The sequence below is a fragment of the Streptomyces sp. LE64 genome (assembly GCF_052606915.1).
In genome coordinates this window covers 1,321,422-1,345,929 of record NZ_CP199708.1, presented here as the reverse complement: position 1 = coordinate 1,345,929, position 24,508 = coordinate 1,321,422, and the positions used below count along the sequence as shown (strand labels likewise).

At 72.4% G+C, this 24,508-nt stretch carries 30 protein-coding genes; 13 read left to right on the top strand and 17 right to left on the bottom strand.

Going from position 1 to position 24,508, the window contains the following annotated elements; all coding sequences use genetic code 11:
• Nucleotides 1-104: 104 nt before the first annotated feature.
• The 3 genes from ACSMX9_RS06045 to ACSMX9_RS06035 form a co-directional block, all read right to left on the bottom strand.
• On the bottom strand, nucleotides 105-725 hold the full coding sequence (locus ACSMX9_RS06045; RefSeq protein ID WP_445400557.1) for a winged helix-turn-helix domain-containing protein: 621 nt from the start codon (nucleotides 723-725) through the stop codon (nucleotides 105-107).
• Between the two features lie 484 nt (nucleotides 726-1,209).
• A complete protein-coding gene (gene glnII / locus ACSMX9_RS06040) occupies nucleotides 1,210-2,241 on the bottom strand; it encodes a glutamine synthetase (RefSeq protein WP_445400555.1) in 1,032 nt (343 codons plus the stop codon).
• Between the two features lie 145 nt (nucleotides 2,242-2,386).
• Complete coding sequence (locus ACSMX9_RS06035; protein WP_445400553.1) at nucleotides 2,387-2,899, bottom strand: MarR family winged helix-turn-helix transcriptional regulator; 513 nt, start codon at nucleotides 2,897-2,899, stop codon at nucleotides 2,387-2,389.
• Nucleotides 2,900-3,176: 277 nt separating this feature from the next.
• Between ACSMX9_RS06035 and ACSMX9_RS06030 the strand changes: the two genes are divergently transcribed.
• Both ACSMX9_RS06030 and ACSMX9_RS06025 read left to right on the top strand, forming a co-directional pair.
• Complete coding sequence (locus ACSMX9_RS06030) at nucleotides 3,177-3,455, top strand: hypothetical protein (protein WP_351247115.1); 279 nt, start codon at nucleotides 3,177-3,179, stop codon at nucleotides 3,453-3,455.
• Nucleotides 3,456-3,626: 171 nt separating this feature from the next.
• A complete protein-coding gene (locus ACSMX9_RS06025; protein WP_445400551.1) occupies nucleotides 3,627-4,991 on the top strand; it encodes a DUF2252 domain-containing protein in 1,365 nt (454 codons plus the stop codon).
• A gap of 28 nt (nucleotides 4,992-5,019) precedes the next feature.
• Here the strand turns inward: ACSMX9_RS06025 and ACSMX9_RS06020 are convergent, their stop codons facing one another.
• The 4 genes from ACSMX9_RS06020 to mutA form a co-directional block, all read right to left on the bottom strand.
• Entirely contained in the window at nucleotides 5,020-5,499 is a 480-nt protein-coding gene (locus ACSMX9_RS06020) for a DUF7144 family membrane protein (protein WP_445400549.1), read from the bottom strand.
• A 215-nt stretch (nucleotides 5,500-5,714) separates the two neighbouring features.
• A complete protein-coding gene (gene meaB, locus ACSMX9_RS06015) occupies nucleotides 5,715-6,716 on the bottom strand; it encodes a methylmalonyl Co-A mutase-associated GTPase MeaB (RefSeq protein WP_445400548.1) in 1,002 nt (333 codons plus the stop codon).
• An 11-nt stretch (nucleotides 6,717-6,727) separates the two neighbouring features.
• Nucleotides 6,728-8,935 (bottom strand): methylmalonyl-CoA mutase, encoded by a 2,208-nt coding sequence (scpA, locus tag ACSMX9_RS06010; protein ID WP_445400546.1) that lies wholly within the window; start codon nucleotides 8,933-8,935, stop codon nucleotides 6,728-6,730.
• Nucleotides 8,935-10,788, bottom strand: coding sequence for a methylmalonyl-CoA mutase small subunit (gene mutA / locus ACSMX9_RS06005; protein ID WP_445400544.1), 1,854 nt, complete (start codon nucleotides 10,786-10,788; stop codon nucleotides 8,935-8,937). The genes scpA and mutA overlap by 1 nt, the downstream gene beginning before the upstream one ends.
• Before the next feature lie 268 nt (nucleotides 10,789-11,056).
• On the opposite strand from mutA, the gene ACSMX9_RS06000 reads away from it, so the two are divergent.
• Complete coding sequence (locus ACSMX9_RS06000) at nucleotides 11,057-11,842, top strand: PASTA domain-containing protein (RefSeq protein ID WP_445400542.1); 786 nt, start codon at nucleotides 11,057-11,059, stop codon at nucleotides 11,840-11,842.
• Nucleotides 11,843-11,923: 81 nt separating this feature from the next.
• Here the strand turns inward: ACSMX9_RS06000 and ACSMX9_RS05995 are convergent, their stop codons facing one another.
• A complete protein-coding gene (locus ACSMX9_RS05995; RefSeq protein WP_445400540.1) occupies nucleotides 11,924-12,286 on the bottom strand; it encodes a hypothetical protein in 363 nt (120 codons plus the stop codon).
• Between the two features lie 360 nt (nucleotides 12,287-12,646).
• On the opposite strand from ACSMX9_RS05995, the gene ACSMX9_RS05990 reads away from it, so the two are divergent.
• The 3 genes from ACSMX9_RS05990 to ACSMX9_RS05980 all read left to right on the top strand — a co-directional run bounded on the left by ACSMX9_RS05990 (nucleotide 12,647) and on the right by ACSMX9_RS05980 (nucleotide 13,673).
• Entirely contained in the window at nucleotides 12,647-12,895 is a 249-nt protein-coding gene (locus ACSMX9_RS05990; protein ID WP_445400538.1) for a hypothetical protein, read from the top strand.
• A gap of 149 nt (nucleotides 12,896-13,044) precedes the next feature.
• Nucleotides 13,045-13,359 (top strand): hypothetical protein, encoded by a 315-nt coding sequence (locus ACSMX9_RS05985; RefSeq protein WP_445400536.1) that lies wholly within the window; start codon nucleotides 13,045-13,047, stop codon nucleotides 13,357-13,359.
• Complete coding sequence (locus ACSMX9_RS05980) at nucleotides 13,356-13,673, top strand: type II toxin-antitoxin system PemK/MazF family toxin (protein ID WP_445400534.1); 318 nt, start codon at nucleotides 13,356-13,358, stop codon at nucleotides 13,671-13,673. Before ACSMX9_RS05985 ends, ACSMX9_RS05980 begins: the two co-directional genes overlap by 4 nt.
• Before the next feature lie 86 nt (nucleotides 13,674-13,759).
• Here ACSMX9_RS05980 and glnA read toward each other — a convergent pair whose 3' ends face one another.
• Nucleotides 13,760-15,169 carry a type I glutamate--ammonia ligase gene (glnA, locus tag ACSMX9_RS05975; RefSeq protein ID WP_445400532.1) on the bottom strand — a complete coding sequence of 470 codons (1,410 nt, stop codon included), beginning with the start codon at nucleotides 15,167-15,169 and terminating at the stop codon, nucleotides 13,760-13,762.
• Between the two features lie 267 nt (nucleotides 15,170-15,436).
• Between glnA and ACSMX9_RS05970 the strand changes: the two genes are divergently transcribed.
• Nucleotides 15,437-15,904, top strand: coding sequence for an RDD family protein (locus tag ACSMX9_RS05970; RefSeq protein ID WP_366115731.1), 468 nt, complete (start codon nucleotides 15,437-15,439; stop codon nucleotides 15,902-15,904).
• A gap of 89 nt (nucleotides 15,905-15,993) precedes the next feature.
• On the opposite strand, the gene ACSMX9_RS05965 is transcribed toward ACSMX9_RS05970, so the two are convergent.
• From ACSMX9_RS05965 to ACSMX9_RS05955, 3 genes are all read right to left on the bottom strand, one after another.
• Nucleotides 15,994-16,182: a DUF397 domain-containing protein gene (locus ACSMX9_RS05965; protein ID WP_445400530.1), complete on the bottom strand. Its 189-nt coding sequence runs from the start codon at nucleotides 16,180-16,182 to the stop codon at nucleotides 15,994-15,996.
• Between the two features lie 147 nt (nucleotides 16,183-16,329).
• Entirely contained in the window at nucleotides 16,330-16,518 is a 189-nt protein-coding gene (locus ACSMX9_RS05960) for a DUF397 domain-containing protein (protein ID WP_445400528.1), read from the bottom strand.
• Nucleotides 16,515-17,327, bottom strand: coding sequence for a helix-turn-helix domain-containing protein (locus ACSMX9_RS05955; protein WP_445400526.1), 813 nt, complete (start codon nucleotides 17,325-17,327; stop codon nucleotides 16,515-16,517). The genes ACSMX9_RS05960 and ACSMX9_RS05955 overlap by 4 nt, the downstream gene beginning before the upstream one ends.
• A gap of 119 nt (nucleotides 17,328-17,446) precedes the next feature.
• On the opposite strand from ACSMX9_RS05955, the gene ACSMX9_RS05950 reads away from it, so the two are divergent.
• The 4 genes from ACSMX9_RS05950 (at nucleotide 17,447) to ACSMX9_RS05935 (ending at nucleotide 19,718) form a co-directional block, all read left to right on the top strand.
• The gene (locus tag ACSMX9_RS05950) at nucleotides 17,447-17,749 is read left to right on the top strand and encodes a hypothetical protein (protein WP_445400524.1); all 303 of its coding nucleotides are present in this window, start codon (nucleotides 17,447-17,449) and stop codon (nucleotides 17,747-17,749) included.
• The gene (locus ACSMX9_RS05945; RefSeq protein WP_445400522.1) at nucleotides 17,746-17,949 is read left to right on the top strand and encodes a hypothetical protein; all 204 of its coding nucleotides are present in this window, start codon (nucleotides 17,746-17,748) and stop codon (nucleotides 17,947-17,949) included. Before ACSMX9_RS05950 ends, ACSMX9_RS05945 begins: the two co-directional genes overlap by 4 nt.
• Before the next feature lie 84 nt (nucleotides 17,950-18,033).
• Complete coding sequence (locus tag ACSMX9_RS05940) at nucleotides 18,034-18,669, top strand: hypothetical protein (protein WP_445400520.1); 636 nt, start codon at nucleotides 18,034-18,036, stop codon at nucleotides 18,667-18,669.
• 239 nt (nucleotides 18,670-18,908) lie between these two features.
• A complete protein-coding gene (locus tag ACSMX9_RS05935; RefSeq protein WP_445400518.1) occupies nucleotides 18,909-19,718 on the top strand; it encodes a phosphotransferase in 810 nt (269 codons plus the stop codon).
• 84 nt (nucleotides 19,719-19,802) lie between these two features.
• Here the strand turns inward: ACSMX9_RS05935 and crcB are convergent, their stop codons facing one another.
• Genes crcB through ACSMX9_RS05920 form a run of 3 tightly spaced genes read right to left on the bottom strand, consistent with a single transcriptional unit; the run spans nucleotide 19,803 to nucleotide 20,958 of the window.
• On the bottom strand, nucleotides 19,803-20,177 hold the full coding sequence (crcB, locus tag ACSMX9_RS05930; protein ID WP_445400516.1) for a fluoride efflux transporter CrcB: 375 nt from the start codon (nucleotides 20,175-20,177) through the stop codon (nucleotides 19,803-19,805).
• Nucleotides 20,174-20,521, bottom strand: coding sequence for a DUF190 domain-containing protein (locus tag ACSMX9_RS05925; protein WP_445400514.1), 348 nt, complete (start codon nucleotides 20,519-20,521; stop codon nucleotides 20,174-20,176). The genes crcB and ACSMX9_RS05925 overlap by 4 nt, the downstream gene beginning before the upstream one ends.
• On the bottom strand, nucleotides 20,518-20,958 hold the full coding sequence (locus ACSMX9_RS05920) for a fluoride efflux transporter FluC (protein WP_445400512.1): 441 nt from the start codon (nucleotides 20,956-20,958) through the stop codon (nucleotides 20,518-20,520). The genes ACSMX9_RS05925 and ACSMX9_RS05920 overlap by 4 nt, the downstream gene beginning before the upstream one ends.
• A 90-nt stretch (nucleotides 20,959-21,048) precedes the next feature.
• On the opposite strand from ACSMX9_RS05920, the gene ACSMX9_RS05915 reads away from it, so the two are divergent.
• Entirely contained in the window at nucleotides 21,049-21,237 is a 189-nt protein-coding gene (locus ACSMX9_RS05915; protein WP_445400510.1) for a winged helix-turn-helix transcriptional regulator, read from the top strand.
• Here the strand turns inward: ACSMX9_RS05915 and ACSMX9_RS05910 are convergent.
• Nucleotides 21,209-22,492, bottom strand: a complete 1,284-nt coding sequence (locus ACSMX9_RS05910) for an MFS transporter (protein WP_445400508.1) — start codon at nucleotides 22,490-22,492, stop codon at nucleotides 21,209-21,211. The genes ACSMX9_RS05915 and ACSMX9_RS05910 overlap by 29 nt on opposite strands.
• A gap of 184 nt (nucleotides 22,493-22,676) precedes the next feature.
• Nucleotides 22,677-23,375, bottom strand: a complete 699-nt coding sequence (locus ACSMX9_RS05905; RefSeq protein WP_351247166.1) for a DUF4191 domain-containing protein — start codon at nucleotides 23,373-23,375, stop codon at nucleotides 22,677-22,679.
• 216 nt (nucleotides 23,376-23,591) lie between these two features.
• On the opposite strand from ACSMX9_RS05905, the gene ACSMX9_RS05900 reads away from it, so the two are divergent.
• Nucleotides 23,592-24,494, top strand: coding sequence for an SDR family oxidoreductase (locus ACSMX9_RS05900; protein WP_445400506.1), 903 nt, complete (start codon nucleotides 23,592-23,594; stop codon nucleotides 24,492-24,494).
• The last annotated feature ends 14 nt before the right edge of the window (nucleotides 24,495-24,508 follow it).

Genomic DNA, 24,508 nt, shown 5'->3' with positions numbered 1-24,508 from the left:
CGGCCCGGGGTGTGCGGAACCCCGTTCGGCCGAGGGAGAACGGTTTACTCCGAGGGCTGAACCCGCCCGGCGCGCACGGTGGTTGGCGCGCCGGGCGGTGCGCTTCAGGAGGCGATCGGGGGCACGTACTTGTAGCCCACCCGCCGTACGGTCTGGATGGCCTGCCGGTTCTCCGCGCCCAGCTTGCGCCGCAGCCGGGCCACGTGGACGTCGACGGTGCGCCCGTCGCCCACGTGTCCGTACCCCCAGACGGTGGTGACCAGCTGGTCCCGGGTGTGCACCCGGCCCGGGTGCGCCACCAGGTGGGCCAGCAGCTCGAACTCCAGGTAGGTCAGGTCGAGGTCCTGCCCCCGCACCTGGGCCGTGCGCCGCACCGGGTCGACGCGTACCAGCTCGTCGCCCTCCTCCTGGGCGCCCTGGTCGGGCTCGGCCGGCACGGGCAGCAGCCGCTGCTGGTCGGCGGGGACCAGCACCAGGTAGCCGATCATCGGGGGGTGCCCGGGCAGGGTGGGCAGGGTGTGTTGCGGGGCGGGCAGCCAGGTGGCGCCCGGCGGGAGGAAGTCCGTCACGTCGACGACTTCGTCCCGGTCCACGGCCCGCAGTCCGCGGCGGGCCCCGAGGCCGGGACCGGCGTGGCCGGGCGTGGTGGTGGGATGGGCGGGGAGCGCGGAGCCCGTGGGGACCGGACGAGGGCTGTTCGTCGGGAAGGAACGGGTGTTCGCCATGAGAGGTCAGCTCTTTCGCGCGAGATGCCGTCGTGGGAGCCGAGGGCGCCGGGCCGGTGGGCCCGTTCCTCGGGACGTACGTCGTGCGCGCTGGCCGAAGGCCGGGGTGAGCGGCTTTAGAGGGCCGGCGCGTTCCGTGCGCGGCGACACACCCGATCGAAGTCGTGGTGCTGTCGTGACGGCCAGAAGGGCTCCAGGTACAGGTCGGGACGTCCCGTCGCTGTGTTCCGCTGGCTGGCCATGTCCTCATTGAACCAGAAGCCGTCCGCCACCAGGGGTCTCCTCTCACTCTGTGGACGCCCACGGAACGGTGATCGCCCGGAACCACCCAACTGGCCAGACAAAACACCAGGTTGGACGGGTGCGGCGAGACCCGCCGCAGAGGAGGCCGTCCCACTCCGTGGACATCGCGGTCCCGGAACGCGCCCGTGGGGGCGCCCGCCGGACCGGCGGACGCCCCCACGGGGAGGAGGGGTGCGGGGGATCAGACCTGGCCGGCCTTCTCCAGCGCGGTGCAGCAGGTGTCGACCATCAGCCGCGTCACGACGTACGGGTCCACGTTGGCGTTCGGGCGGCGGTCCTCGATGTACCCCTTGCCCTCCTGCTCGACCTGCCACGGGATGCGGACCGAGGCGCCCCGGTCGGACACCCCGTAGGAGTACTCGTTCCAGGGGGCCGTCTCGTGCTGACCGGTCAACCGGTCGTCGATGCCGGCGCCGTAGTTCTTCACGTGGTCCAGGGGCTTGGAGCCCTCGCCCAGCGCCTCGCACGCGGTGACGATCGCCTCGTAGCCCTCGCGCATGGCCTTGGTGGAGAAGTTGGTGTGCGCCCCCGCGCCGTTCCAGTCGCCCTTCACCGGCTTCGGGTCCAGCGTCGCCGACACCTCGAAGTCCTCCGCCGTGCGGTACAGCAGCCAACGGGCCACCCACAGCTGGTCCGCGACCTCCACCGCCGGCAGCGGGCCCACCTGGAACTCCCACTGGCCCGGCATCACCTCGGCGTTGATGCCGGAGATCCCCAGCCCCGCCGTCAGGCAGTTCTCCAGGTGCGCCTCCACGATCGGCCGGCCGTGGATCTCGTCCACGCCGACGCCGCAGTAGTAGCCGCCCTGCGGCGCGGGGAACCCGCCCACCGGGAAGCCGAGCGGGCGCTCGCCCTCGAAGAACGTGTACTCCTGCTCGATGCCGAAGACCGGCTCCTGCGCCGCGAACCGCTCCGCGACCTCGACCAGCTCCGCCCGGGTGTTGGACTCGTGCGGGCTCAGGTCGGTGTTCAGCACCTCGCACAGCACGAGGACGTCCTCGCCGCCGCGGATCGGGTCCGGACAGACGTACACCGGCTTGAGCACGCAGTCCGAGGAGTGGCCCTTGGCCTGGTTGGTGCTCGACCCGTCGAAACCCCAGAGCGGCAGCCCCGCCAGGCCCGTGGGGGAGCCCGGCATGATCTTCGTCTTGGAACGGAGCTTGGCCGTCGGCGCGGTGCCGTCGATCCAGATGTACTCGGCCTTGAACGTCACGGGACACATCCTTCGGGGGCGTTTCGGCTGCGCGGTCATGGCGGGTGCCGCGGGTCCTGCGGGGCCGCGCGCACCGGGGTCGCGCTGCTGGCGCCAGCCTGTCAAGGCGCGGTTTCCCGACCGTTGCCCGTGTGTGAACCCCGTGTTACCCGGCGACTCCGCCCGCCCGGCGCCGCACCCCCGGCCCCCCGCTCCCGGACGGCGCCGGCGAACGGGTCGCCTCCAGGGCCGCCGCGAGGAAGCCCCGCACCGCGTCCAGCTGCCGGTCGTCGTACTCCTTCAGCACCTGCGCCGACCGGTCGACGAGCGGGGCGTGCACCGCACGGGCCATGCCCGCGGCGCGCTGCTCCAACACCAGGAACACCCGCCGCCGGTCCCGCTCGTCCGGCACCCGCCGCACGTGACCGGCCCGCTCCAGCCGGTCGATCAGGGCGGTGGTCCCCGCGGAGTTCAAACCCAGCCGGGACCCCAGGTGCCCCACCGTCACCGGCGTCCCCGCGTGCCGGGCGTCCAGCAGGCAGGCCAGCGCCCGCACGTCGGTGGGGTGCAGCGCGTGCCGGGCCGCGAACCGGGTGTGCAGCACCCCGAGCCCGACCGCCGCCTCCCGCAGCAACCGTACGATCTCCCGCCCCGTGTCCTGGGGGCTGTGTGCGTCCATGGTCGTCCTCCGGTGGGTCTCGTGGGGGCAGTGCGGCGCCCCGGGAACCGGACCGGCCGGACACGCGACCCGCGGTGACAGGTACGGAGCAAGCCGGGGGGCTACTCAAATCCGGTAGGCAAAGTCCGGGTAACGAACACCCCGCGCCCTGCGGCCCGCCCACCCGCCGATTCCGTCAAACCCCTTCTGAGCAGGGGCTCTTGTCAGTGCCCGCCGGTAGAATGGAGACAGTTCGAGGGGGTCGCCAAGGAGCCCCGACGACGTCAGGAGGACATCCGTGCCCACCACCGCGTCCACCCAGCCCCTGCCCATCGAGCCCTACGCCCCGCTGCGGAAGAAGGCGCTGCCCGCCGGCCGCCCGCGCGAGTGGTACGTCACCCACAACCGCCGGCTCAAGGCCATGCGCCTGGCCATCGCCCTGCTGGACGCCGGCCTCCACGTGCCCCAGCAGGCACCCGACCGCACCATCCGTTCCACCGCCTCCCGCATCGGCATCCACCCGCCGTCCGCCACCACCTGCCACATGGTCCGGGCGTTCATGCGCTACGGCCGCTGACGCCCCCGCCCCACCGGGTGGGCCCCTTCCCGGGGCTCACCCGTTCGCACACCGGCGGGTGCGACCCGCCGCCCGGTCCCGTTCACTGGGGGCACCACGCGGCGCACTCCCGGGAGGCTGCCCCATGCCGAGCTACCCCGTCACGCCGTCCCTGCGACCGCGGCGGACGGCATGAGCACCCCCGCCGGGCGGCCCGCCGACCGCACCGTCGCGGCCCGCACCGAACGCGGCCGCCGGGCCCGCAAGCGCGTGCCGCGCAGCGCCCACGCCGCCTGGACCCCCGCCGTCTCCCGCCCCGACCCGGTGGCCGTCCTCGAACGCCAGGGCACCGACCGGGTCGCCGAACTCCTCCCCATCCGCTACGGCCGGATGGCGCTCTCCCCGTTCGCCTTCCTCCGGGGCAGCGCGGCGATCATGGCCGCGGACCTCGCCACCACCGAGCACACCGGCCTCACCGTCCAACTCTGCGGCGACGCCCACCTGATGAACTTCGGCCTCTTCGCCTCCCCGGAACGCGCCCAACTCTTCGACGTCAACGACTTCGACGAGACCTACCCGGGCCCCTTCGAGTGGGACGTCAAACGGCTCGCGGTGAGCGCCGCCGTCGCCGCCCGCGACAACGGCCTCGGCAAGGCCGCCGCCCGCCGGGCCGCCCAGGAGAGCGTCACCCGGTACCGGCTGATGATGCGCCGCCTCGCCGAACTCGGCGAACTGGAGGTCTGGTACACCCGCATCGACACCACCGGCATCATGCGCCTGGTGCGCCCCAGCGGCCGCAAGACGGCCCGCGCCACCTTCGCCCGGGCCCGCCGCCGGACCAGCCTCCAGGCCCTCAACAAGCTCACCGAACTCGTCGACGGCCACCGCCGCATCGTCGACGATCCGCCCCTCGTCGAACGGGTCGGCGGCCCCGACCTCGCCGAACTCCGCAAGACCTACGGCGACTACCGCGCCACCCTCGCCGAGGAGCGCCGCACCCTCCTCGACCGCTACCGCTTCGTGGACGCCGCCCGCAAGGTCGTCGGCGTCGGCAGCGTCGGCACCCGCTGCTACATCGTGCTGCTCACCGGCCGCGACGACGGCGACCCGCTGTTCCTCCAGATCAAGGAGGCCAACGCCTCGGTCCTGGAGGAACACCTGCCCAACGGCGTCTACGACCACCCCGGCCGCCGGGTCGTCGCCGGCCAACGCCTCATCCAGGCCGCCAGCGACATCTTCCTCGGCTGGATGACCGGCCCGCAGAGCCGCGCCTACTACTGGCGCCAACTGCGCGACATGAAGGGCTCGGTCGACCTGGCCACCCTCACCGACCGCCAACTCGTCAACTACGCCGGCCTCTGCGGCACCGCCCTGGCCCGCGCCCACGCCCGCTCCGGCGACCGGATCGCCCTCGCCGCCTACCTCGGCAACGGCGACACCTTCGACCGGGCCGTCGCCGACTTCGCCCTGCGCTACACCGCCCAGAACACCAGTGACCACTCCGCCCTGGAGGCGTCGATCGCGGCCGGGGTCATCGCGGCGGAACCCGGGGTGTGAGCCCGGGCCGCCCCGTGTTCCCGGTGGGTCAGAGCACCCGGCCCTCGCGCTCCGGCGCGCTGCACAGCGCCCAGATCACGAAGAGCCCGATGGCGATGGCCACCAGCGCCCACAGCGGCTGGTACGGCAGCCAGACGAAGTTCAGCACGACGCTCAGCGCGGCCAGCCCCACGCCCACCGCCCGGGCCCAGTCCGCGCCCTTCAGGATGCCGTAGCCGACGAGCGCCACCAGCACCCCGAGGACCAGGTGGATCCAGCCCCAGGTGGTCAGGTCGAACTCGAACACGTAGTCGTTGACGCTGGCGTACACGTCGTCCTCGGCGATCGCGGCGATGCCGTTCAGGACCGCCAGTACACCGGAGACCAGCATCAGGACCCCGGCGAACACGGTCCCGCCGGTCACCCAGCCCGTCCGGCCGTCGTGCCGGCCCCTGCCGCCCGTGCCCGGGGCGCCCGGCGTGCCCGGCGTGCCGGAGGTGCCCGCGGGCGGAGGTGTGGTGCTGCTCATGGGGTTCTCCCCTCGAAGAGCGGTCCCCTCGCCCTGTGCGGAGCGGCGGCCCCCGTGCGGGGCCGCCGGGGACCCGGTGACCCGAGCGTCCGCCCGCCCGGGCCCGGGCGGCGATCGGAGCACGACCGAACGGGTGAATCCGGAGTCGGGTCGCCCTCGGCCGGCATGGATCGGACGGAGGTGGGGTAGGAGGGGCGGGCGACGGCCCGCCCCCGTCACTCCTCGCCCGCGCCGTCCGCGCGGAAGGCGGTCAGGATCCGCTCCGCGGCCAGCGTGGCCGTCAGCTCGCCGTCCCGTACCTGCCGCTCCAGGTCAGGGGTCAGCTTCCGCACCACGGGGTGGGTGCGGAGGCGGTCCAACAGTTCGTCGTGGACCATCGACCAGGTCCAGTCGACCTGCTGGTCGCGGCGCTTGGCGGCGAGCGCGCCGGTGGAGTCGAGCAGGGCGCGGTGGGCCTCCACGCGTTCCCAGACGGTGTCCAGGCCGGTGCCCTCGCGGGCGCTGCAACTCAGGACCGGGGCGTGCCAGGTCGCGTCGGGGGAGCGCAACAGGCGCAGTGCGCCGGCGAGTTCACGGGCGGCGGCGCGGGCGTCGCGTTCGTGGGGACCGTCCGCCTTGTTGACGGCGATCACGTCGGCGAGTTCGAGGACGCCCTTCTTGATGCCCTGCAACTGGTCCCCGGTGCGGGCCAGGGACAGCAGCAGGAAGGTGTCCACCATGTTGGCGACGGTCGTCTCGGACTGGCCGACGCCGACCGTCTCCACCAGCACCACGTCGTAGCCGGCGGCCTCCATGATCACCATGGATTCCCGGGTGGCCTTGGCGACCCCGCCCAGGGTGCCGGCGGTGGGGGAGGGGCGGACGAACGCCGCCGGGTCCACCGAGAGCCGCTCCATGCGGGTCTTGTCGCCGAGGATGGACCCGCCCGTCCGGGTGGACGAGGGGTCCACGGCGAGCACCGCGACCCGGTGCCCGCGCTCCGTCAGCATCGTCCCCAGGGCGTCGATGAACGTGGACTTGCCGACGCCCGGGACCCCGCTGATGCCGACCCTGCGGGCCCGGCCCGCGTGCGGCAGCAGGGCGGTCAGCAGCCGTTGGGCCCCGGCCCGGTGGTCGGCCCGGGTGGACTCCACCAGGGTGATAGCCCGGGCGATGGCGGCCCGCTTGCCGTCGAGCACGCCCTGCACGTAGCCGTCGAGATCGATCGTCCTCGCCATGGGTCGAGGGCTCACCGCCGTCCGGACTCGTGCCCGAGCTGCTCGGCCAGCCGGTCCACCAGGTCGTAGGCCGCGTCGGGGATCACCGTGCCGGGCGGGAAGACGGCGGTGGCGCCCGCCTCGTGCAGGGCCTCGACGTCCTGCGGGGGGATCACCCCGCCCACCACGATCATGATGTCCTCGCGGCCCTCCGCGGCCAGCTCCTCGCGCAGCGCCGGCACCAGCGTGAGGTGCCCGGCGGCCAGCGAGGACACCCCGACGATGTGCACGTCCGCCTCCACGGCCTGCCGCGCCACCTCCGCCGGGGTCTGGAAGAGGGGGCCCACGTCCACGTCGAAACCGAGGTCGGCGAAGGCGGTCGCGATCACCTTCTGCCCGCGGTCGTGGCCGTCCTGGCCCATCTTGGCCACCAGGATGCGGGGCCGGCGGCCCTCGGCCTCCTCGAAGGCGTCCACCAGGGCGCGGGTGCGTTCCACGGACGGCGACTGGCCTGCTTCGGTGCGGTACACACCGGAGATCGTACGGATCTGGCCCGCATGCCGTCCGAACACCTTCTCCAGGGCGTCGGAGATCTCCCCGACCGTGGCCTTCGCCCGGGCCGCGTCCACCGCGAGGGCCAGCAGGTTGCCGTCGAGGCCGGGGCCGGGCTGCCGGCCGGCGGCCCGGGTGAGGGCGCTGAGGGCGTCCTGGCAGGCCGACTCGTCCCGCTCCGCCCGCAGCCGGCGCAACTTGTCGATCTGCCGTTCCCGCACCGAGGAGTTGTCGACCTTCAACACGTCGATCTGTTCGTCGCTGGCGACCCGGTACTTGTTGACGCCGATCACCGGCTGCCGTCCCGAGTCGATCCGGGCCTGGGTGCGGGCCGCGGCCTCCTCCACCCGCAGCTTCGGGATGCCGGCGTCGATGGCCTGCGCCATGCCGCCCGCCGCCTCGACCTCCTGGATGTGCGCCCACGCCCGCCGCGCCAGGTCGTACGTCAGCCGTTCCACGTAGGCGCTGCCGCCCCACGGGTCGATGACCCGGGTGGTGCCCGACTCCTGCTGGATCAGCAGCTGCGTGTTGCGGGCGATCCGGGCGGAGAAGTCGGTGGGCAGTGCGAGCGCCTCGTCCAGGGCGTTGGTGTGCAGCGACTGGGTGTGCCCCTGGGTCGCCGCCATCGCCTCCACGCAGGTGCGGGTCACGTTGTTGAACACGTCCTGTGCGGTCAACGACCAGCCCGAGGTCTGCGAATGGGTGCGCAGCGAAAGCGACTTGGGGTTCTTCGGCCCGAACTCCCGCACCAGGCGGGCCCACAGCAGCCGGGCCGCCCGCAGCTTGGCGATCTCCATGAAGAAGTTCATGCCGATCGCCCAGAAGAACGACAGCCGCGGCGCGAACGCGTCCACGTCCAGCCCCGCGCCCTGCCCGGCGCGCAGGTACTCCACCCCGTCCGCGAGGGTGTACGCCAGCTCCAGGTCGGCCGTCGCCCCGGCCTCCTGTATGTGGTACCCGGAGATGGAGATCGAGTTGTAGCGGGGCATCCGCTGCGAGGTGAACGCGAAGATGTCGGAGATGATCCGCATCGACGGCTTCGGCGGGTAGATGTAGGTGTTGCGGACCATGAACTCCTTCAGAATGTCGTTCTGAATCGTTCCGGCCAGCTTCTCGGGCGGGACGCCCTGTTCCTCGGCGGCCACGATGTACAGCGCCAGCACCGGCAGCACCGCGCCGTTCATCGTCATCGACACGGTCATCCGGTCCAGCGGGATGCCGTCGAAGAGCTGCCGCATGTCGTAGATCGAGTCGATGGCCACGCCGGCCATGCCCACGTCGCCGGTGACCCGGGGGTGGTCGCTGTCGTACCCGCGGTGCGTCGGCAGGTCGAAGGCGACGGACAGGCCCTTCTGCCCGGCGGCCAGGTTGCGCCGGTAGAACGCGTTGGACTCCTCCGCCGTCGAGAAGCCGGCGTACTGCCGGATGGTCCACGGCTGGTTGACGTACATCGTCGGGTACGGCCCGCGCAGGTACGGGGCGATCCCCGGGTAGGTGCCCAGGAAGTCCAGGCCCTCCAGGTCCCGTCCGGTGTACAGCGGCTTGACGTCGATGCCCTCCGGGGTCTCCCACCGCAGGTCCGACTCGTCCATCCCGACGGACTCCTTGAGCGCGGTGCGCCAGACGTCCTCGGTGCCCGTCCCGGCCCCGTCGCCCAGCTCCACGCCGGTGAAATCGGGGATCGCCATCACGCCACTCCCAACAGGTCGAGCACGGAGGTCAGGGTCTGCACGGCGTCGCACCCCGCGAAGACGTACGCGTCCACGTCCGGATGATCGGCCGGACGCCCCGCCAGGTAGATCCGCTGTGCGCCCGCCCCGCGCAGGGCTGCCGCGACCGCCGCCGCCCCCTCCTCGTACAGCGCGTCGCTGGAGCACAGACAGGCGACCTTCGCACCGCTCGCGACGAACGCGGCGGCCACCGAGTCGGCGTCCACGGTCACCGGCTCGTGGACCGGTTCGATCCCGCCGGCCTGGAACAGGTTCGCAGCGAAGGTCACCCGCGCGGTGTGCGCCGCGGCCGGGCCCAGCGCCGCCAGGAACACCTTCGGCCGGGCGCCGGTCGCCGCGAGGTGGGCGTCCGAACGCGCCCGCAGCGCCTCGTACGCCTCGTCCCGGCGCACCCGCGGCAGCCCGCCGGACACCCGTGCCGGGGCGGGCTCCCGCGCCACGGCCCGCTCGGCCAGCGAGGGGAACTCGCTGACTCCGGTGATCGGCTCCCGCCGGGTCGCGAGCCGGCGGGAACGCGCCGCCCAGGTACTCGCCAGCCGTTCGCCGACGAAACCCGAGCGCAGCGCCCCGGGCAATCCGCCGGCGGCCTCCAGCTCCTGGAAGAACTCCCAGCTCCGGTGGGCGAGTTCGTCGGTCAGCCGCTCCACGTACCAGGAGCCGCCGGCCGGGTCGATCACCCGTCCCAGGTGGGACTCCTCCAGCAGGATCGTCGAGGTGTTGCGGGCGATCCGCCGGGCGAAGGCGTCCGGCAGCCCGATCGCCTCGTCGAACGGCAGCACCGTCACCGCGTCCGCGCCGCCGACCCCCGCGGCCAGCGCGGCGAGCGTGGTGCGCAGCATGTTCACCCACGGGTCGCGCCGGGTCATCATCACCGAGGAGGTCACCGCGTGCTGCTGCTGCGCCCCGGCCGTGCCCTGAGCCCCCGCTACCTCGGCGACCCGGGCCCAGAGCCGGCGGGCCGCCCGCAGCTTGGCGATGGTCAGGAACTGGTCGGCGGTCGCCGCGTACCGGAAGGCCAGCTGTCCGCACGCCTCGTCCACGGCCAGCCCCGCGTCCGTGAGCAGCCGCAGATAGGCGACCCCGGTGGCCAGCGACAGTCCCAGCTCCTCGGCCGCCGAGCCGCCCGCCTCGTGGTACGGCAGGGCGTCGACGGTCAGCGCCCGCACGCCCGGCCACCCGGCAAGGGCGGCCCGCGCCAGCTCCACCGCGTCCCCGCCGTCGAGTTCCCGCCCGGACCGGGCCTCGTGGCCCAGCGGGTCGGCGCCCAGGTTGGCCCGCGCCTCCTCGGGGCGCACCCCGTGCGCCTCGTACCGCGCCAGCAGCGCCCGTCCGGCCTCCCCGGAGGCCGTGCCGGCGTCGAGGACGACCGGCGCCAGGTCCAGGAGGACGCCCTCCAGGGCCCGCCCGAGTCCGTCGACGGTCAGCCCGCCCGGCTCCAGGGCCAGCCAGAGCGAGGTGACGCCGTTCTCCAGGTCGGCGAGGACGGCCTCGTTGACCCGGGCGGGATCGTTCCCGGCGTGCCGTTGTCGCACGTCCCATCCGCCGGAGGCGGAGCCCTCCGGCCGGCCGCCCCGCACGAAGGGGGCGGCACCCGGGAAACCGGGGGAGGCCACCGCGTCGCGGGCGGTGTAGAGGGGGCGGGTGATGAGCCCGTCCTCGATCGTCGTGGACAGAACGCGCTCGGCGTCGTCGCCCGAGATCTCCTTGCCCGACTTGCGCAGTACGCCTTCCACGAGGCGCTGCCACTGCTCATGGGTCGCGTCAGGGAACTCGGCGGCCAACGAAAGCCCGTCGTCAGGCAGGACCGTCATGCCCAGATGCTAGGCCCTCACTCGCTGCGTGGCATCAGGGCACACACTGTGATCTCCAACTCAGGAAGGTGTGCCTTGTGCGCCGTTTTGCCACAACTCGTCGTGTGACCGCGGGTGTGCGCGCGGGGGCGCCTCGGACGGTCGGTCACGCCCCGGAGGTGGCCGGCGACACCTCGGTGGCAACCGGGACAGGGGTGACATGTCCCCTCTCATCGGCCCACGGTACGTTTGCCGCGCCAATCTGTCGGTCGTACGTGAACGAGGGAACGTGAGCCAGCAGTACCCGGGCCACCAGCCGCCTTCCTACCCGCCCGCCCCCGGTCCGTACGGGCCGCCGCCGCGGAAGAAGTTGTCCACCGGGGCCGTCATCGCCCTCGCCCTCGGCGGCGTCTTCGTCTTCCTGGTCGCGCTCGGCGCCGTGGTCGGCGACGGCGACGCGGAGAAGGACGAGGCGGGCGGGCGGTCCGACGCCAAGGCGGTCGTCACGCCCGCCACCACCTCGCCGGCCGCCGAGCCGCCCGCGACCCCCGCGCCCCGCCCGAAGGAGGCCCCGCCGGAGGAGAAGGAGGAGTCCGAGACCGGGCGGCTCCCCGACTTCGTCGGCATGGGACTCCAGTCCGCGCAGGACAAGGCGCAGGAACTCGACTTCTTCCGGCTCACCTCCCACGACGCGCTGGGCCGCGAGCGCAACCAGTTCTCCGACCGCAATTGGAAGGTCTGCTTCCAGAGCCCGCGCCCCGGCGTCCACCCCACCGACACCGAGGTGGACTTCGGCACGGTGAAGCTGGACGAGACCTGCCCCGCCTCGGACCGGGGCGGCGAGGTCGCCGAGGCCACCGACACGATGCCCGACTTCACCGGCAAGTCCGCCAACGTGGCCCGGGAGGCGCTCGACTCCTCCACCAGCCTCAGCGTCGAGGACGCCTCCGGCGAGGACCGCTTCGTCCTCGTCGAGTCCAACTGGAAGGTCTGCTCCCAGCAGCCGTCCCCCGGCACCGCGCTCAACGGCCAGCCGGTCACCCTGCGGGTGGTGAAGTTCGAGGAGTCCTGCTGACGGGCCGGGGGACACCCGCGTAGAGCGCGGTGGAGGCCACCCGCCCGGGAACGGGCCGGGTGGCCTCCTCGACCGGTCCGATCAGTCCCGACGCCCGGGGCGCCGGAACACGGACCGGACGAGGGCGTTCCTGCGGCGGCGTCTGTGCCATTCGCTGCGGATGTCGAAGATCGCCTCTTCCAGCTCCGCGTCCCGGGCCTCGTCCGCCCATTCCACCGCCATCTCCTCGACCAGTCGGGGAGCGTCCTCGTCGGCGGCCCAGAAGTCGTCGGCTTCGAGCCGGTCCGCGTCACGGTTCTCGGGGTCCCCGCTGATGTAGAAGGCCCAGCAGTCGTCGATCTCCACGGCCAGCAGCAGGTGGAGACCCGCGTACTCGCCCGCGGTGATCCGACCGATCCTGCCGTCCTCCGGCCAGGACGCGCGGTCCATCGGAAGCGTTGCCATGGTCGGGAGCCTCACGTGATCGTTGCGAAACTCGACCCTATGACACGACAATCGTTTCATAGGGACATGCTGTACGCGCCCCCCGCCTGGCCGCCGACGACCGGCGCGTCCTCGACGAGATCGAGACCATGCGCCACGCGCTGCGCCACATGCTGAGGGACGCCCACCGCTGGACCAGCCAACTGCGCCGCAACCTCACCGCCCAAAACGTCCCGGCCGGTGGCGTGACGGGCCCGTCTACGTCACCAGCAGAGGTTCTGCCTGAGTGCGCACCACCGCCAGGCCCAGCAGGCCCAGCGGCGCTTCGACGTGATGTCGCGCGCCTGGCCCCGCTCGGTCGACGGCGTGGAAGCAGCGGGCATGGACGAGCGGGTCGTTTACGCCCTGCTCCCCGCTTTCTCCGGAGCGAAGGTCCGTCGCACCGTGTACCAGCAGGACGCCGAACTCAGCGACCAGCAGGCCATCCGCGACATCCGCGACCTCGTCACCCGTGGCTGGCTGGTCCCGCACGGCAAGGCCCGGGCCCGCCACTACACCCCCGGCCCCCTCATGGACCCCGTCCGTGAAGAGGTCCAACAGTCGCTGGAGCCCTACCGCGGACGTCGGTGATCCTCCACGGGCCGGCACGGCGAGGGCCGCCACCCCTCTTGGGGCCCGGGAAGGGGGTGGCGGGCCTCCAGCGGAAGCCGCGGCAGTTCTCGGCCGGCCGTACACAGCAGTTTTTGACGTGCGGCATAACCTGCTGCACGATGTGCAGCATGGCAGCGGTTACCCGTAAAAGCGTCCCGTTGGACCCGCTCGTCGCGGACACCCTTGAGCGAGTCAGACGTAGTGACACGCCAGAGAGCCGCGCCCTGTGCCAGCTGACGGGCATCCGCGTGGACGCCGAAACGTCAGAGGCCGAGGCGCTGAGGGTGCTCCTGAACGCTGGCCGCCTCGCGGTGCAGGAGAAGGTGATGGAGAACGGCTACGCGGCTCTGGCCGCAGCTCAGGACGAGGAGGACCTCGCTCACGAGGCGGCAGTGCGCAACCGCGGCGTTCGTCGTCGGAGTCGCGTGGGGACGGGTGAATGAGCGAGATCGTCCCCGTGCGGGGCCGGGTGTACCGTGCGGACCTCGGGGCGGGCCTCAAGCCTTGGCTCGTCGTCTCGAACAACGCGCGCAACCGGTCGTTGGGCGACTGCGTGGTCGTACGCATCACGACGTCCACGAAACCCCCGCTCGCCAGCATCGTGGAACTGGGAACACACGATCCCTTGGTGGGACGGGTTCTGTGCGATGACCTCGGTCCCATGTACCGGGACGAGATCAAGGAAGACCTCGGTGCACTCTCCCTGCAAACGATGGTGAGAGTGGGCACGGCGCTCCAGCACGTCCTGGCGCTCTGACTCGGACCGCCCCCGCACGGCGAAGGCCGCCGCCCCCGGAACGGGGCGGCGGCCTTCGCGCGGAAATCCGCGGGAGCCGGTTCGGCCTAGAGGTCGAAGTACAGCTCGAACTCGTGCGGGTGCGGGCGCTGCTGGATCGGGGCGATCTCCTGGGTCCGCTTGAAGTCGATCCAGGTCTCGATCAGGTCGGAGGTGAAGACCCCGCCGGCCTGGAGGTACTCGTTGTCCTGCTCCAGGGCGTCGAGGACGGCCGGCAGGGAGGTCGGGACCTGGGCGACGTTCGCGTGCTCCTCGGGGGCCAGCTCGTAGAGGTCCTTGTCGATCGGCTCGGCCGGCTCGATCTTGTTCTTGACGCCGTCCAGGCCCGCGAGCAGCAGCGCGGAGAACGCCAGGTACGGGTTGGAGGACGGGTCCGGGGCGCGGAACTCGACGCGCTTGGCCTTGGCGTTCGAACCGGTGATCGGGATGCGCATCGCGGCGGACCGGTTGCGCTGCGAGTACACCAGGTTGATCGGGGCCTCGAAGCCGGGCACCAGACGGTGGTACGAGTTCACCGTCGGGTTGGTGAACGCCAGCAGCGACGGGGCGTGCTTCAGGATGCCGCCGATGTAGTAGCGCGCCATGTCGGACAGGCCCGCGTAGCCCTGCTCGTCGTAGAAGAGGGGCTCGCCGCCGCTCCACAGCGACTGGTGGACGTGCATGCCCGAACCGTTGTCACCGAAGATCGGCTTCGGCATGAAGGTCGCGGTCTTGCCGTTGCGCCAGGCGACGTTCTTCACGATGTACTTGAAGAGCATCAGGTCGTCGGCCGCGGCCAGCAGCGTGTTGAACTTGTAGTTGATCTCGGCCTGGCCGGCGGTGCCCACCTCGTGGTGCTGGCGCTCGACCTGGAGGCCCTGACGGTCCAGCTCCAGGGAGATCTCGGCGCGCAGGTCGGCGAAGTGGTCGACCGGCGGGGCCGGGAAGTAGCCGCCCTTGTAGCGGACCTTGTACCCGCGGTTGTTCTCGACCGCACCGGTGTTCCAGGCGCCCGCCTCGGAGTCGATGTGGTAGAAGCCCTCGTTCGCGGAGGTGCTGAAGCGCACCGAGTCGAAGACGTAGAACTCGGCCTCGGGGCCGAAGAAAGCGGTGTCCGCGATGCCGGTGGAGGCCAGGTACGCCTCCGCCTTCTTGGCGATGTTGCGCGGGTCACGGCTGTACTGCTCGCCCGTGATCGGGTCGTGGATGAAGAAGTTGATGTTGACGGTCTTGTCCCGGCGGAACGGGTCGACCCGCGCCGTCGACAGGTCCGCGCGCAGCGACATGTCGGACTCGTGGATCGCCTGGAAGCCGCGGATCGACGAACCGTCGAACGCCAGCTCCTCGTCCGGGTCGAACGCCGAGGCCGGGATCGTGAAGTGCTGCATCACTCCCGGCAGGTCGCAGAACCGTACGTCGATGAACTTGACGTCGTTGTCGGCGATGTACTTCTTGGCCTCGTCGGCGTTCTGGAACATCCAACTCCTCCTACTCCCGACCCGGGAGGGGCGGGGTTGCAACTCGTTCGCGCGTCAGTGCGGTGGCGCACGCTCGCCCCGACCATAGGGACGGGGCATTTCCCGAGCGTGACCCATTTGTTTCGCCGAAGTTAACCGACGCCGTCCGCCCGGTACCGCCCGCCACGCCCCGGCCCCGCCCCGGAGCGTCCCCGCCGGCCGGCGGGCGATCGGGACCCGGGGCACCCTGGCGCGGGTGATCCACCTCCGCCCGGTTACCGTGGTCGGGTGGACAAGAGGCAAGCAATCGGATCCTGGCTCTCCGGCCCCCGCGAGGCCGCGGAGAACGCCGGCGTCGACTTCGGTTACCGGGGCCAGCAGCTGGGCCTGCCCGAGACGGGTCCCGGCTCGATAGCCCGCCCCGGGCGCCGGCTCGGCGCCCTCGCCGTCGACTGGGCCCTGTGCCTGCTGATCGCATACGGTCTGATCACCGGCGGCTACACCCAGGTCACCAGCAACTGGGCGCTGCTCGTGCTCTTCGTCCTCAACGTCCTCACCGTGGGCACGGTCGGCTTCACCCCCGGCAAGCGCCTCTTCGGCCTCCGGGTGGTCGCCGAGGACGGCGGCCACATCCGCCCCCAGCGCGCCCTGCTGCGCAGTGCCCTGCTCTGCCTGGCCCTGCCGCCCCTCGTCTGGGACCGCGACGGCCGCGGCCTCCACGACCGGCTGGCCCGGTCGATCGAGGTCCGGATCTGACGCTCACCGCCACTCGCGGGAGATACGGGAAGGGGCGCCGGAACCATCGGGTTCCAGCGCCCTTCGTGCGTGTGAAGAGGGTGGCGGGTTCAGTGCCCGTGCACCAGCCGGACCAGGTCCTGCCACGCGGCGGTGGACGCCTGGACCTCGGGGATGGTGCGGTCCTTGCTGTCCCGAACGCGGACCACGCCCGGCAACGCCGCATCGAACACAGAGACCTCGACGCAGTTGTCCCGGTCTCCGCTGTAGGTGCTGATGTGCCAGTGGGGCTGTGTCATGGATGACTTCTTCCCGTGCGATTGGTAGCCGAAGCGGTGCGCTGACGCAAACGAGGGGCCCGGCCGGCGGGTGGTCGAAACACGGAAACGGGCGATCACCGCGCCGGTGTGCTGCGGGGCGATCCCGTCACCGAGCCGGGTGCGGGTTCAGTGCCCGTGCACCAGCCGGACCAGGTCCTGCCACGCGGCGGTGGACGCCTGGACCTCGGGGATGGTGCGGTCCTTGCTGTCCCGAACGCGGACCACGCCCGGCAACGCCGCATCGAACACGGCGACCTCGACGCAGTCGTCGTTGAGCCCGCTGTAGGTGCTGATGTGCCAGTGGGACTGCGTCATCGTTGATGTTTCCTTCGAATGTCCTTGATGGCCTCGATCGACGCCTCGATGTCCAAGGCACCGGCCTGGAGTCGATCGTAGAGCCTCTGGAACCGGTGCACGTCCACGGGTTCCCGGTAGTAGGTGCCCGTGCCGAACCCCTCGGCGTATGTGGAGCGTTCCCCACCAGAGAGCGACAGAAGACTGATGGACCCGGGGATCGAAGGTTTGTCCAAGGGGAGGAGCTGAATGTTGATGCGGGGGCGGGTGCTCATCTCCAACAGGTAGTCGATCTGTTGGACCATCACCTCGGCACTGCCCTGCACATGGGTCAGCGCTTCCTCCGCGAGGACCACCCAGAACCAGGGAGGGTTCGTCCGCTCGAAGATGGTCTGCCGCTCCATCCGCCGCAGGACGGCGTCCTCCAAGTCAGTTGAGTTCTCCGGGTCGTCCAGCCCCATCAGGGCCCTGGAGTAGCCGGCCACCTGGAGCAGGCCAGGCACGACTGGGCAGAACTGATGGATGGTCTTGGCCACGGCCTGGTCCCGCAGGAACAGCTTGGCGTATCCCTGGAAGCTCTCCAGCCTCATCAACGGCCAGATCTCGACCAGGTCTTGGGCCCCCAACACCTCCGCGAGCTGCTTGGTCAGCTCCCTGCCCGGCGGGTCGTTGGCGGTCTCGATCTGGGTAATCCGGCCCGGGGTGACGAACACCTTGGCGGCGAGTTCGTCCACGCCCAAGTTCTGTTCCATCCGTAGTTTCCGGATGCGCCAACCGATCAGGTCCTGTGCGCTCTTGTGCGGCGTCAGTTCTTTGAGGGGCCTGCCCATGGCTCCGTCCCGCGTAGTCGGGTTCAGGGGACGAAGATATTACACCTGGTGACGGAGTGGATACGCGGTCCACAGTGTGAGGGGTCAGGAACAGCGCCCTCAGAAAGCGGAACACCCTCATGCACCTGGACAGCAACCCGCCCGAGCGGGACCCCGGAGCAAGCCGTTACACCGCCGTGGAGAACACGGTGACCGAGGAACGTGCGCGGACGGCGTACACGGTCCTCTACTCGCTGTCGCTGGCCCTCGGGGTCCATCTCCGCACGATGTGCCAGCGACAGGAGGAGAGCGGCAGGTGGGTCGTCGACCTGGGGGTGGTGGACATTCCCTCGACGGAGCGACTGATCGAACTGCTGGCCGTCGGTAACCAGGTCGTGGACGTCCAACTCCCCCTGGTGCCCGGCGCGGAGGGGTCCCGGTGAGGGCGCCGAGCGTGCCGGCCGGGGCAGTGACGGTCGGGGAGGACGTGCTCACCGTGCACGCCCTGGAGTGGCGGCGGGTGCCCGACCGCAGGCCCTACGTCTGGCCGGTGTGCGGCGCCGGCGAGGACGGCGACGAGACCTGGGAGTGGTTGCGCCGGGTCAACTGCCCGACCTGCCTGCGGATGACCGCCACCCGCTGAACCGACCTGCTCAACCGCTCGTTCCCGCCCGTGCGTTACCGGCGTCCGGGCGGGACGACCCCTCACGACGAAGGACGTTGAGACATGCGCAAGTGCACCGCGGCGACCGAAGTGCCCCACGGAGACGTGTTCTTGGCGATACTCGCGGGACAGGGCCGGGTCGGCGCCGCCGACCTGGCACGGATTCCCCGCCGGTTGCGCTGCGAGTTGGGGCTGTGGCACGAGGGCGAGCACGCGGACCACGTGTGGGACTGGGACCACCGCCCCACCCACGCGCTCTGGGTGCGCTGGGCGACGGACGGGGCGGCGGCGACCCGGCTGGAGTCGCTGCCCTGGTGCGAGGCGGCCGGGGCGGCGCGGGAGGAGACGTGCACCTTGTTCTGGGGCCATCCCCGTCACCACGGGTGGCAACTCCGGGGCGACCCGGCGGAGGAATCGCTCGCCCGCTGGCTCGGCGCGGCCAAGCTCCGCGCCGGCCGTCCGGCCCCGGAGGACCCGCCACCCGAGTCGGAGCCCCCGATGACGGGCGGGGGATGGGTACCCGGCCGGTGCTGGCTGTACTGCGGGGGCACGGACCTGCCCGTCACCTGGATCGGGCCGATCCGCGTGCCCCGGGGCGACGCGCCCATGTACGCCTGCGCCGCCTGCACCGGCCGGCTGGCGCGGCTCGCCGAGGAGGAGATCGGACGGGCGGACCGGGAGTCCCTGGTCAGCCGCTGACGCACCTCCGAAGCGCCCCGCAGGAACACCGGAAAGAGGAAGGAAGGCACGACGATGATCCCGCAGACTCCACGCCCCCGGGCGGTCCGCGAGTGCGAACACGAGTGGGTCGGCTGGTCCGGCAAGACGCGCTGTCGCAAGTGCGGCGTGACGGCGTCCTGAGCCGGGCCGTTCCACCAGTGACACCGCAGGGGGCCGGGACCCGCCCGGCCCCCGCCGCAGCCACGGAGCGAGAACACGTGAACGAGCATCTGGGGTGGGACGACCTGCCCGCCGAACTCCGTGACGAGGTCCAGGAGGGCACCGGGACCGTGGTGGACCCGGTCGTCGTCCCGTCCGGCCTCAACTGCACCGTGGCCCTCGCCGTGCGCACCCCCTCGGGGCGGCTCTTCCTCAAGGGCGTCCGCACCTCGGACCACGAGGGCATGGCCGGCCTGCGCAACGAGGAGGCCGTCAACGGGATCGTGACCGGCTGCGGCCCCGCGATCCGCCACCGGTTCGACGCGGCCGGGTGGCGGCTGCTGGCCTTCGCCCACGTCGACGGGCGGCACGCCGGCCTCGGCCCCGGGAGCCGGGACCTCGCCGCCGTCCGGACGACCATGATCAGGATGGGGCGTCCCGCCCCGCGCCTCCCGGTCCGGCTCGTTCGCGGGCTGCCGCGGGTCGCCGACCGCCTCCAGGGGTTCCTGACGCCCGAGGAACGGGACGCCCTGCGCGGCTCCGCGCTGCTGCACACCGACACCAACCCGCACAACATCCTCATCTGCGGGACGCGCGGGGACGCCCACGTCATCGACTGGGCCATGCCCGCGCTCGGCCCGGAGTGGATCGACCCCGCGAACACCGCGGTCCGGCTGATGGAGGAGGACCAGGAACCCGGGGCCGCCCTGGACTGGTTGAACGGCTTCCCGTCCTGGCGGAAGGCCGACCCGAAGGCCGTCGAGGCGTACGTCCGGGCGACCTGCCGGCAGTGGTCCGCGCGGGTCGGGGAACGGGGGGCGCGGGGCAGCAACGAACGGTTCCGCCACCTGCTGGCCGCGCCCCGCTGAGGAGGGGCCGCGGACCTCAGCCGAGGATGCCCCGCTCGTAGGCCCTCGCCACCGCCGCGCGCGGCCGGTCGAGGAGGTGTGCCGTCACGTCCACAACGCCTCGGCGAGGGCGAAACCGCCGAAGACCGCGCCGAGCCCGACCACCACACTGCCCACCACGTTGGCGAGGGCGTAGAACGCGGCACCGTCCTCGGCCAGCCGCAGCGTCTCGTAACTGAAGGTGGAGTACGTCGTCAGCGCCCCGCACAGTCCGGTACCGAGGAGCAACTGCACCTCGGAGGAGGCCGCGCCGGCGCCGACCGCCCCGGTGAGCAGCCCCAGGACCAGGCAGCCCAGCGCGTTGACGGTGAAGGTCCCCCAGGGGAACACGCTGTCGTGGCGGCGCTGCACCGCCCGGTCGGTGAGGTACCGCAGCGCCGCGCCCACCGCCCCGCCCACCAGGACCAGCAACCAGTTCACCGGGGGTCCTCCCGGCCGACGTGGCGGATGACCTCGCAGCCGTCGAGGACCACCAGCCCCTCGGTGACGAGTTCGTCGAGCTGCGGCAGGAAGGCGCGGACCTTCGCCTCCTCGTCCACGATCACCACGGCGACCGGCAGGTCCTCGCTCAGCGACAGCAGCCGCTGGGTGTGGATCAGGGAGGACGCCCCGTACCCCTCGATGCCCCGGAACACGCTGGCGCCGGCCAGCCCGGCCCGGTGCGCGCGGTGCACGATCTCGGTGTAGACGGGCTTGTGGTGCCACAGGTCGCTCTCCCCGAGGAAGACCGTCACCCGCAGCGCCGTACCGGTCAGTCTGGTCATGTTCGCCTCCGTGCCAGTGCTCGGCGGGTCGCCCACGCCGCGGTCCACACCGCCGCGAGGGCCGCGAGCAGGGTCAGGGCCAGGTAGACCAGACCGGCACCGGCCCGTCCACCCGCCACCAGGTGCCGGACGTCCCCGGCGTATGTGGAGAAGGTGGTGAACCCGCCCAGTACACCGGTGCCGAAGAAGGGCCGCACCAGCGGATGCGCCGCCCACACCTCGCCGACGAGCACCATGAACACCCCGATCACCGCGCAGCCCACAGCGTTCACGGTCAGCACGGTCCAGGGGAACCCCCCGGTCGGAGTGGGCCACACGAGCGAGGCCCCGTAGCGGGCGCCCGTGCCCAGGGCCCCGCCCAGCGCCACGACCGCCACCACCGTCCAGGGGCCCGCGGACCGGGCGCGTCCGGGCGCCGGGGGCGGTGGGTGTCCCATGGGTGTACGCCTCCTCCTCGTCGGCCCCCGCCCGCACCGGGGTGCGTACGGGGGCGTCGGAGACCCTACTTCTGCGGCATCGACGCGGCGATGGACGTGGTCGCCGGCAAGTGGAAGCCGCTGATCCTCTGGGAGCTGCACCACCACGGGGCCCGCCGGTTCGCCGAACTCCGCCGCTCCCTGCCGGGCGTCTCGCTGGGTGCCTGGGGCACCGCCCGCATGCGGCGGATCGGCGCCGAGAAGGTCTCCGTCAACGAGGCGGCGGCCCCGGGGCGGTAGGGGGGCGGCCCGGGGCGAGTGCCGCGGCGCCCAGCAGGGAGAGCAGCATCCACCCGGCCGCGTACAGGAACCCGGCGGCGGGGGAGACGGCGGTGTACAGCGCCCCGGCGACCACGGTGGCGACCACGTCGCCCGCGGCCTGCACGGCACCCAGCAGGCCGAAGCCGCTGCCCCGCAGCCGGTCCGGCAACAGCCGGGCAACCAGCGCCGACTCCGCGGTCTCCGCACAGCCGATGCCCGCCCCGGCCAGGGCGAAGAAGCCGCACAGCACCCACCAGGAGGAGGGGCCGGCGGCGAAGCCCGCGTAGGCCAGCACGAAGAGGGCGGCCCCGGCGGCGAACACCACGCGCGGGCCGGCCCGGTCGATCCAGTGGCCGCCGGCGTAGGCGGTGACCGCGGCCACTGCGTTGTGGGCCGCGTAGATCAGGATGGCCAGGGACGCCGCCGCGGCGGCCGTGCGCCCGCCGGTGTGCAGCAGCTCGGTGGCCCGCAGGATCAGCAGCGTGACGGCGAGGTTGCCGAACTCGAACAGCAGCACCGGGAGCAGCGGGCGGAGCAGTCCCGCGTCCCGCAGCCCGGCGAACCGCAGCCGGATCGGCTCCCGGTCCCCGTCCGCGTGGCGGCGCCGCGCCTCGCGGGCCGCGACGGTGATGGCGACCGCGGCCAGGAGTCCCGGCAGGAAGGCGAACCAGATCGCCGGCCGGACGCCCAGCCACGCCACCAGACCCGCGGCAGCCAGCGGTCCGACCACCGCTCCGAGGTTGTCCCCGGCGCGTTCCAGGCCGTAGGCCCGCCCGAAGGCGCGGGGCGGGGCCAGCGAGGCGAGCAGGGAGTCCTTGGCCGGGCCGCGCAGGCCGCGCGCCGACCAGGCCAGCGCCCGCAGGACGCCCACCTGCCACACCGTGGTGGCCAGGCCGATCGCCCCGGTCGCCACCGCGGTGCCGAGGTAGCCGCCGGTGGCCAGCCGTCGCCGTCGGCGCGGATCGTTGGCGAGCGGGCCGCCGACCAGCTTCAGCACCCCGGTCAGTGCGTCGCTCACGCCCTCGATCAGCCCCAGCGAGGCGGCGGAGCCGTGCAGGGTGCCGGTGACGAAGCCGGGCAGCACGGAGGTCGCGATCTCGTGGCCGGAGTCGGAGAGGAAACTGGTCACCCCGACGCTGCCCACCCCCGTCGTCAACCACCGCTCGTCCCCTTCGGCGCGGGACGGGGGGTCCGGGGGAGACGCGTCGGGCGGGCGGTGGTCTTCTTCGGGCACCCGGGTTCGTCCTCGCTCCTGCCGGACCGCGCGGTCCGGGCACCGACCGGCTCCGGTGCCCGGCCACCGCATGCTGCCACCGACGGGGCCTGTCGTCCGGGAGGCGGCCCCGGGACACGGCGAACGCGCGGAGGGCGCCGGAACCCTGGGGTTCCGGCGCCCTCCGCGTCTCGTCGGGGCGCGTCTAGCGCATCTTGGGGCCCTTCGGCATGCGCATGCCCTTGGGCATGGGGCCCTTCGGCAGGGGCATGTTGCTCATCAGGTCGCCCATGGCGCGCAGCCGGTCGTTGGTGACGGTGACCTGCGGGCCGCTGAGCACCCGCGGGTACTTCAGCATGGTGGTGCGCACCTTCTTCAGCGGCACCTGGCCCTCGCCGGTGCCGACGATCAGGTCGTGCACGGGGACGTCCGCCACGATGCGGGCCATCTTCTTCTTCTCGGCGGCGAGCAGGCTCTTGACCCGGTTCGGGTTGCCCTCGGCGACCAGGACGATGCCGGCCTTGCCGACCGCGCGGTGCACCACGTCCTGGCTGCGGTTCATGGCGATCGCGGGCGTGGTGCTCCAGCCGCGGCCGATGTTGTCGAGCACGGCCGCCGCGGCGCCGGGCTGGCCCTCCATCTGACTGAACGCGGCCCGCTCGGCACGCCGTCCGAAGACGATGGCCGTCGCGAGGAACGCGATCAGCAGACCGAGGATGCCCAGGTAGACGGGGTGCCCGAGCCAGAAGCCGATGGCGAGGAAGACACCGAGGGTGCCGAGCCCGACCGCCGCGAGCACCAGACCGATCTTGGGATCGGCCCTGCGGGTCATCTTGTACGTGAGGGCGATCTGCTTGAGCCGCCCCGGGTTCGCAGCGCTCGCTGCGGATTCCTTCCTCGCCATGTGTGAAGTCTACGTGTCCGCCCCCCCGGCCACGACGTCCGGGCGCCCCCGATCCGGTGCGACCGGCGGCCGGCCGGCGATCCGTACCGCCCGGGTGGCGTCCCCCTGCTGGCGGGGGTGGCTCGCACCATCACTGCGTACGGTGTACCCTCCTGATCTTCATGACTGCGTACATCGTACGAACGAGGGTGTGCGAGGAGCGGACGGAGGCGCACGATGACGTATCTGGTGACCGGGGCGACGGGGAGCATCGGTCGACGGGTGGTGCGGGAACTGGCCGGACGGGGGGTCGCCCTGCGGGCCCTGACCCGCGATCCCGGGCGGGCGCGGGGGCTGCCCGGGGGCGTCGAGGTGGTGGCGGGCGACCTGGGGGAGCCGGAGGGACTGGCCGGAGCCCTGGCCGGGGTCGAGCGCATGGTGCTCTTCCCGTACCCCGACACCGCCGCCGAGGTGGTGGCCCGGGCGAAGGCGGCGGGGGTGCGCAGGATCGTGGTGCTCTCCTCGGCGGCCGTCACCTCCGGCTACGACACGACGTTCCACCTGCCGGTGGAGCGGGCGGTGGAGGCGTCGGGCCTCGAGTGGACCTTCGTCCGCCCCGGGGAGTTCGCCGGCAACAAGCTGGAGTTGTGGGGGCCCTCGGTGCGCGGGGAGCGGGTGGTCCGGGACCTCGACCCGGACGCACCGGGCTCCCCGGTGCACCCGCAGGACGTGGCGGACGCGATCGTCACCGCGCTGGTGGAGGACGGTCACGCCGGGCGTGCGTACACCTTCAACGGCGCCGGGCGGCTGAGCGTGCGGCAGCAGGTCGCGATCCTCTCCCGACTGCTGGGCGAGGAGGTCCGCCCGCGCGCCGTCACCCCGCAGGAGCTGCGGGAGCACTACCTCGCCCAGGGCGGGTTCGCGGCCGCCGCGGCCGACTTCCTGGTCGGCGACGTGGACTACGACGGGAACGGGACGGAGGGCGGCGAGCCGGTGGAGACGGACTGGGACGAGGTCCTCGTCCGGGAGACGGCCGAGATCGTCACCGGGCGCCCCGCGCGGACCTTCGAGGAGTGGGCGCGGGAGCACCTGGAGGCGTTCCGGGCCGGTGCCCCGACCCCGTCCGACGGCACCGGGTGACAGGCGCCCGGGCG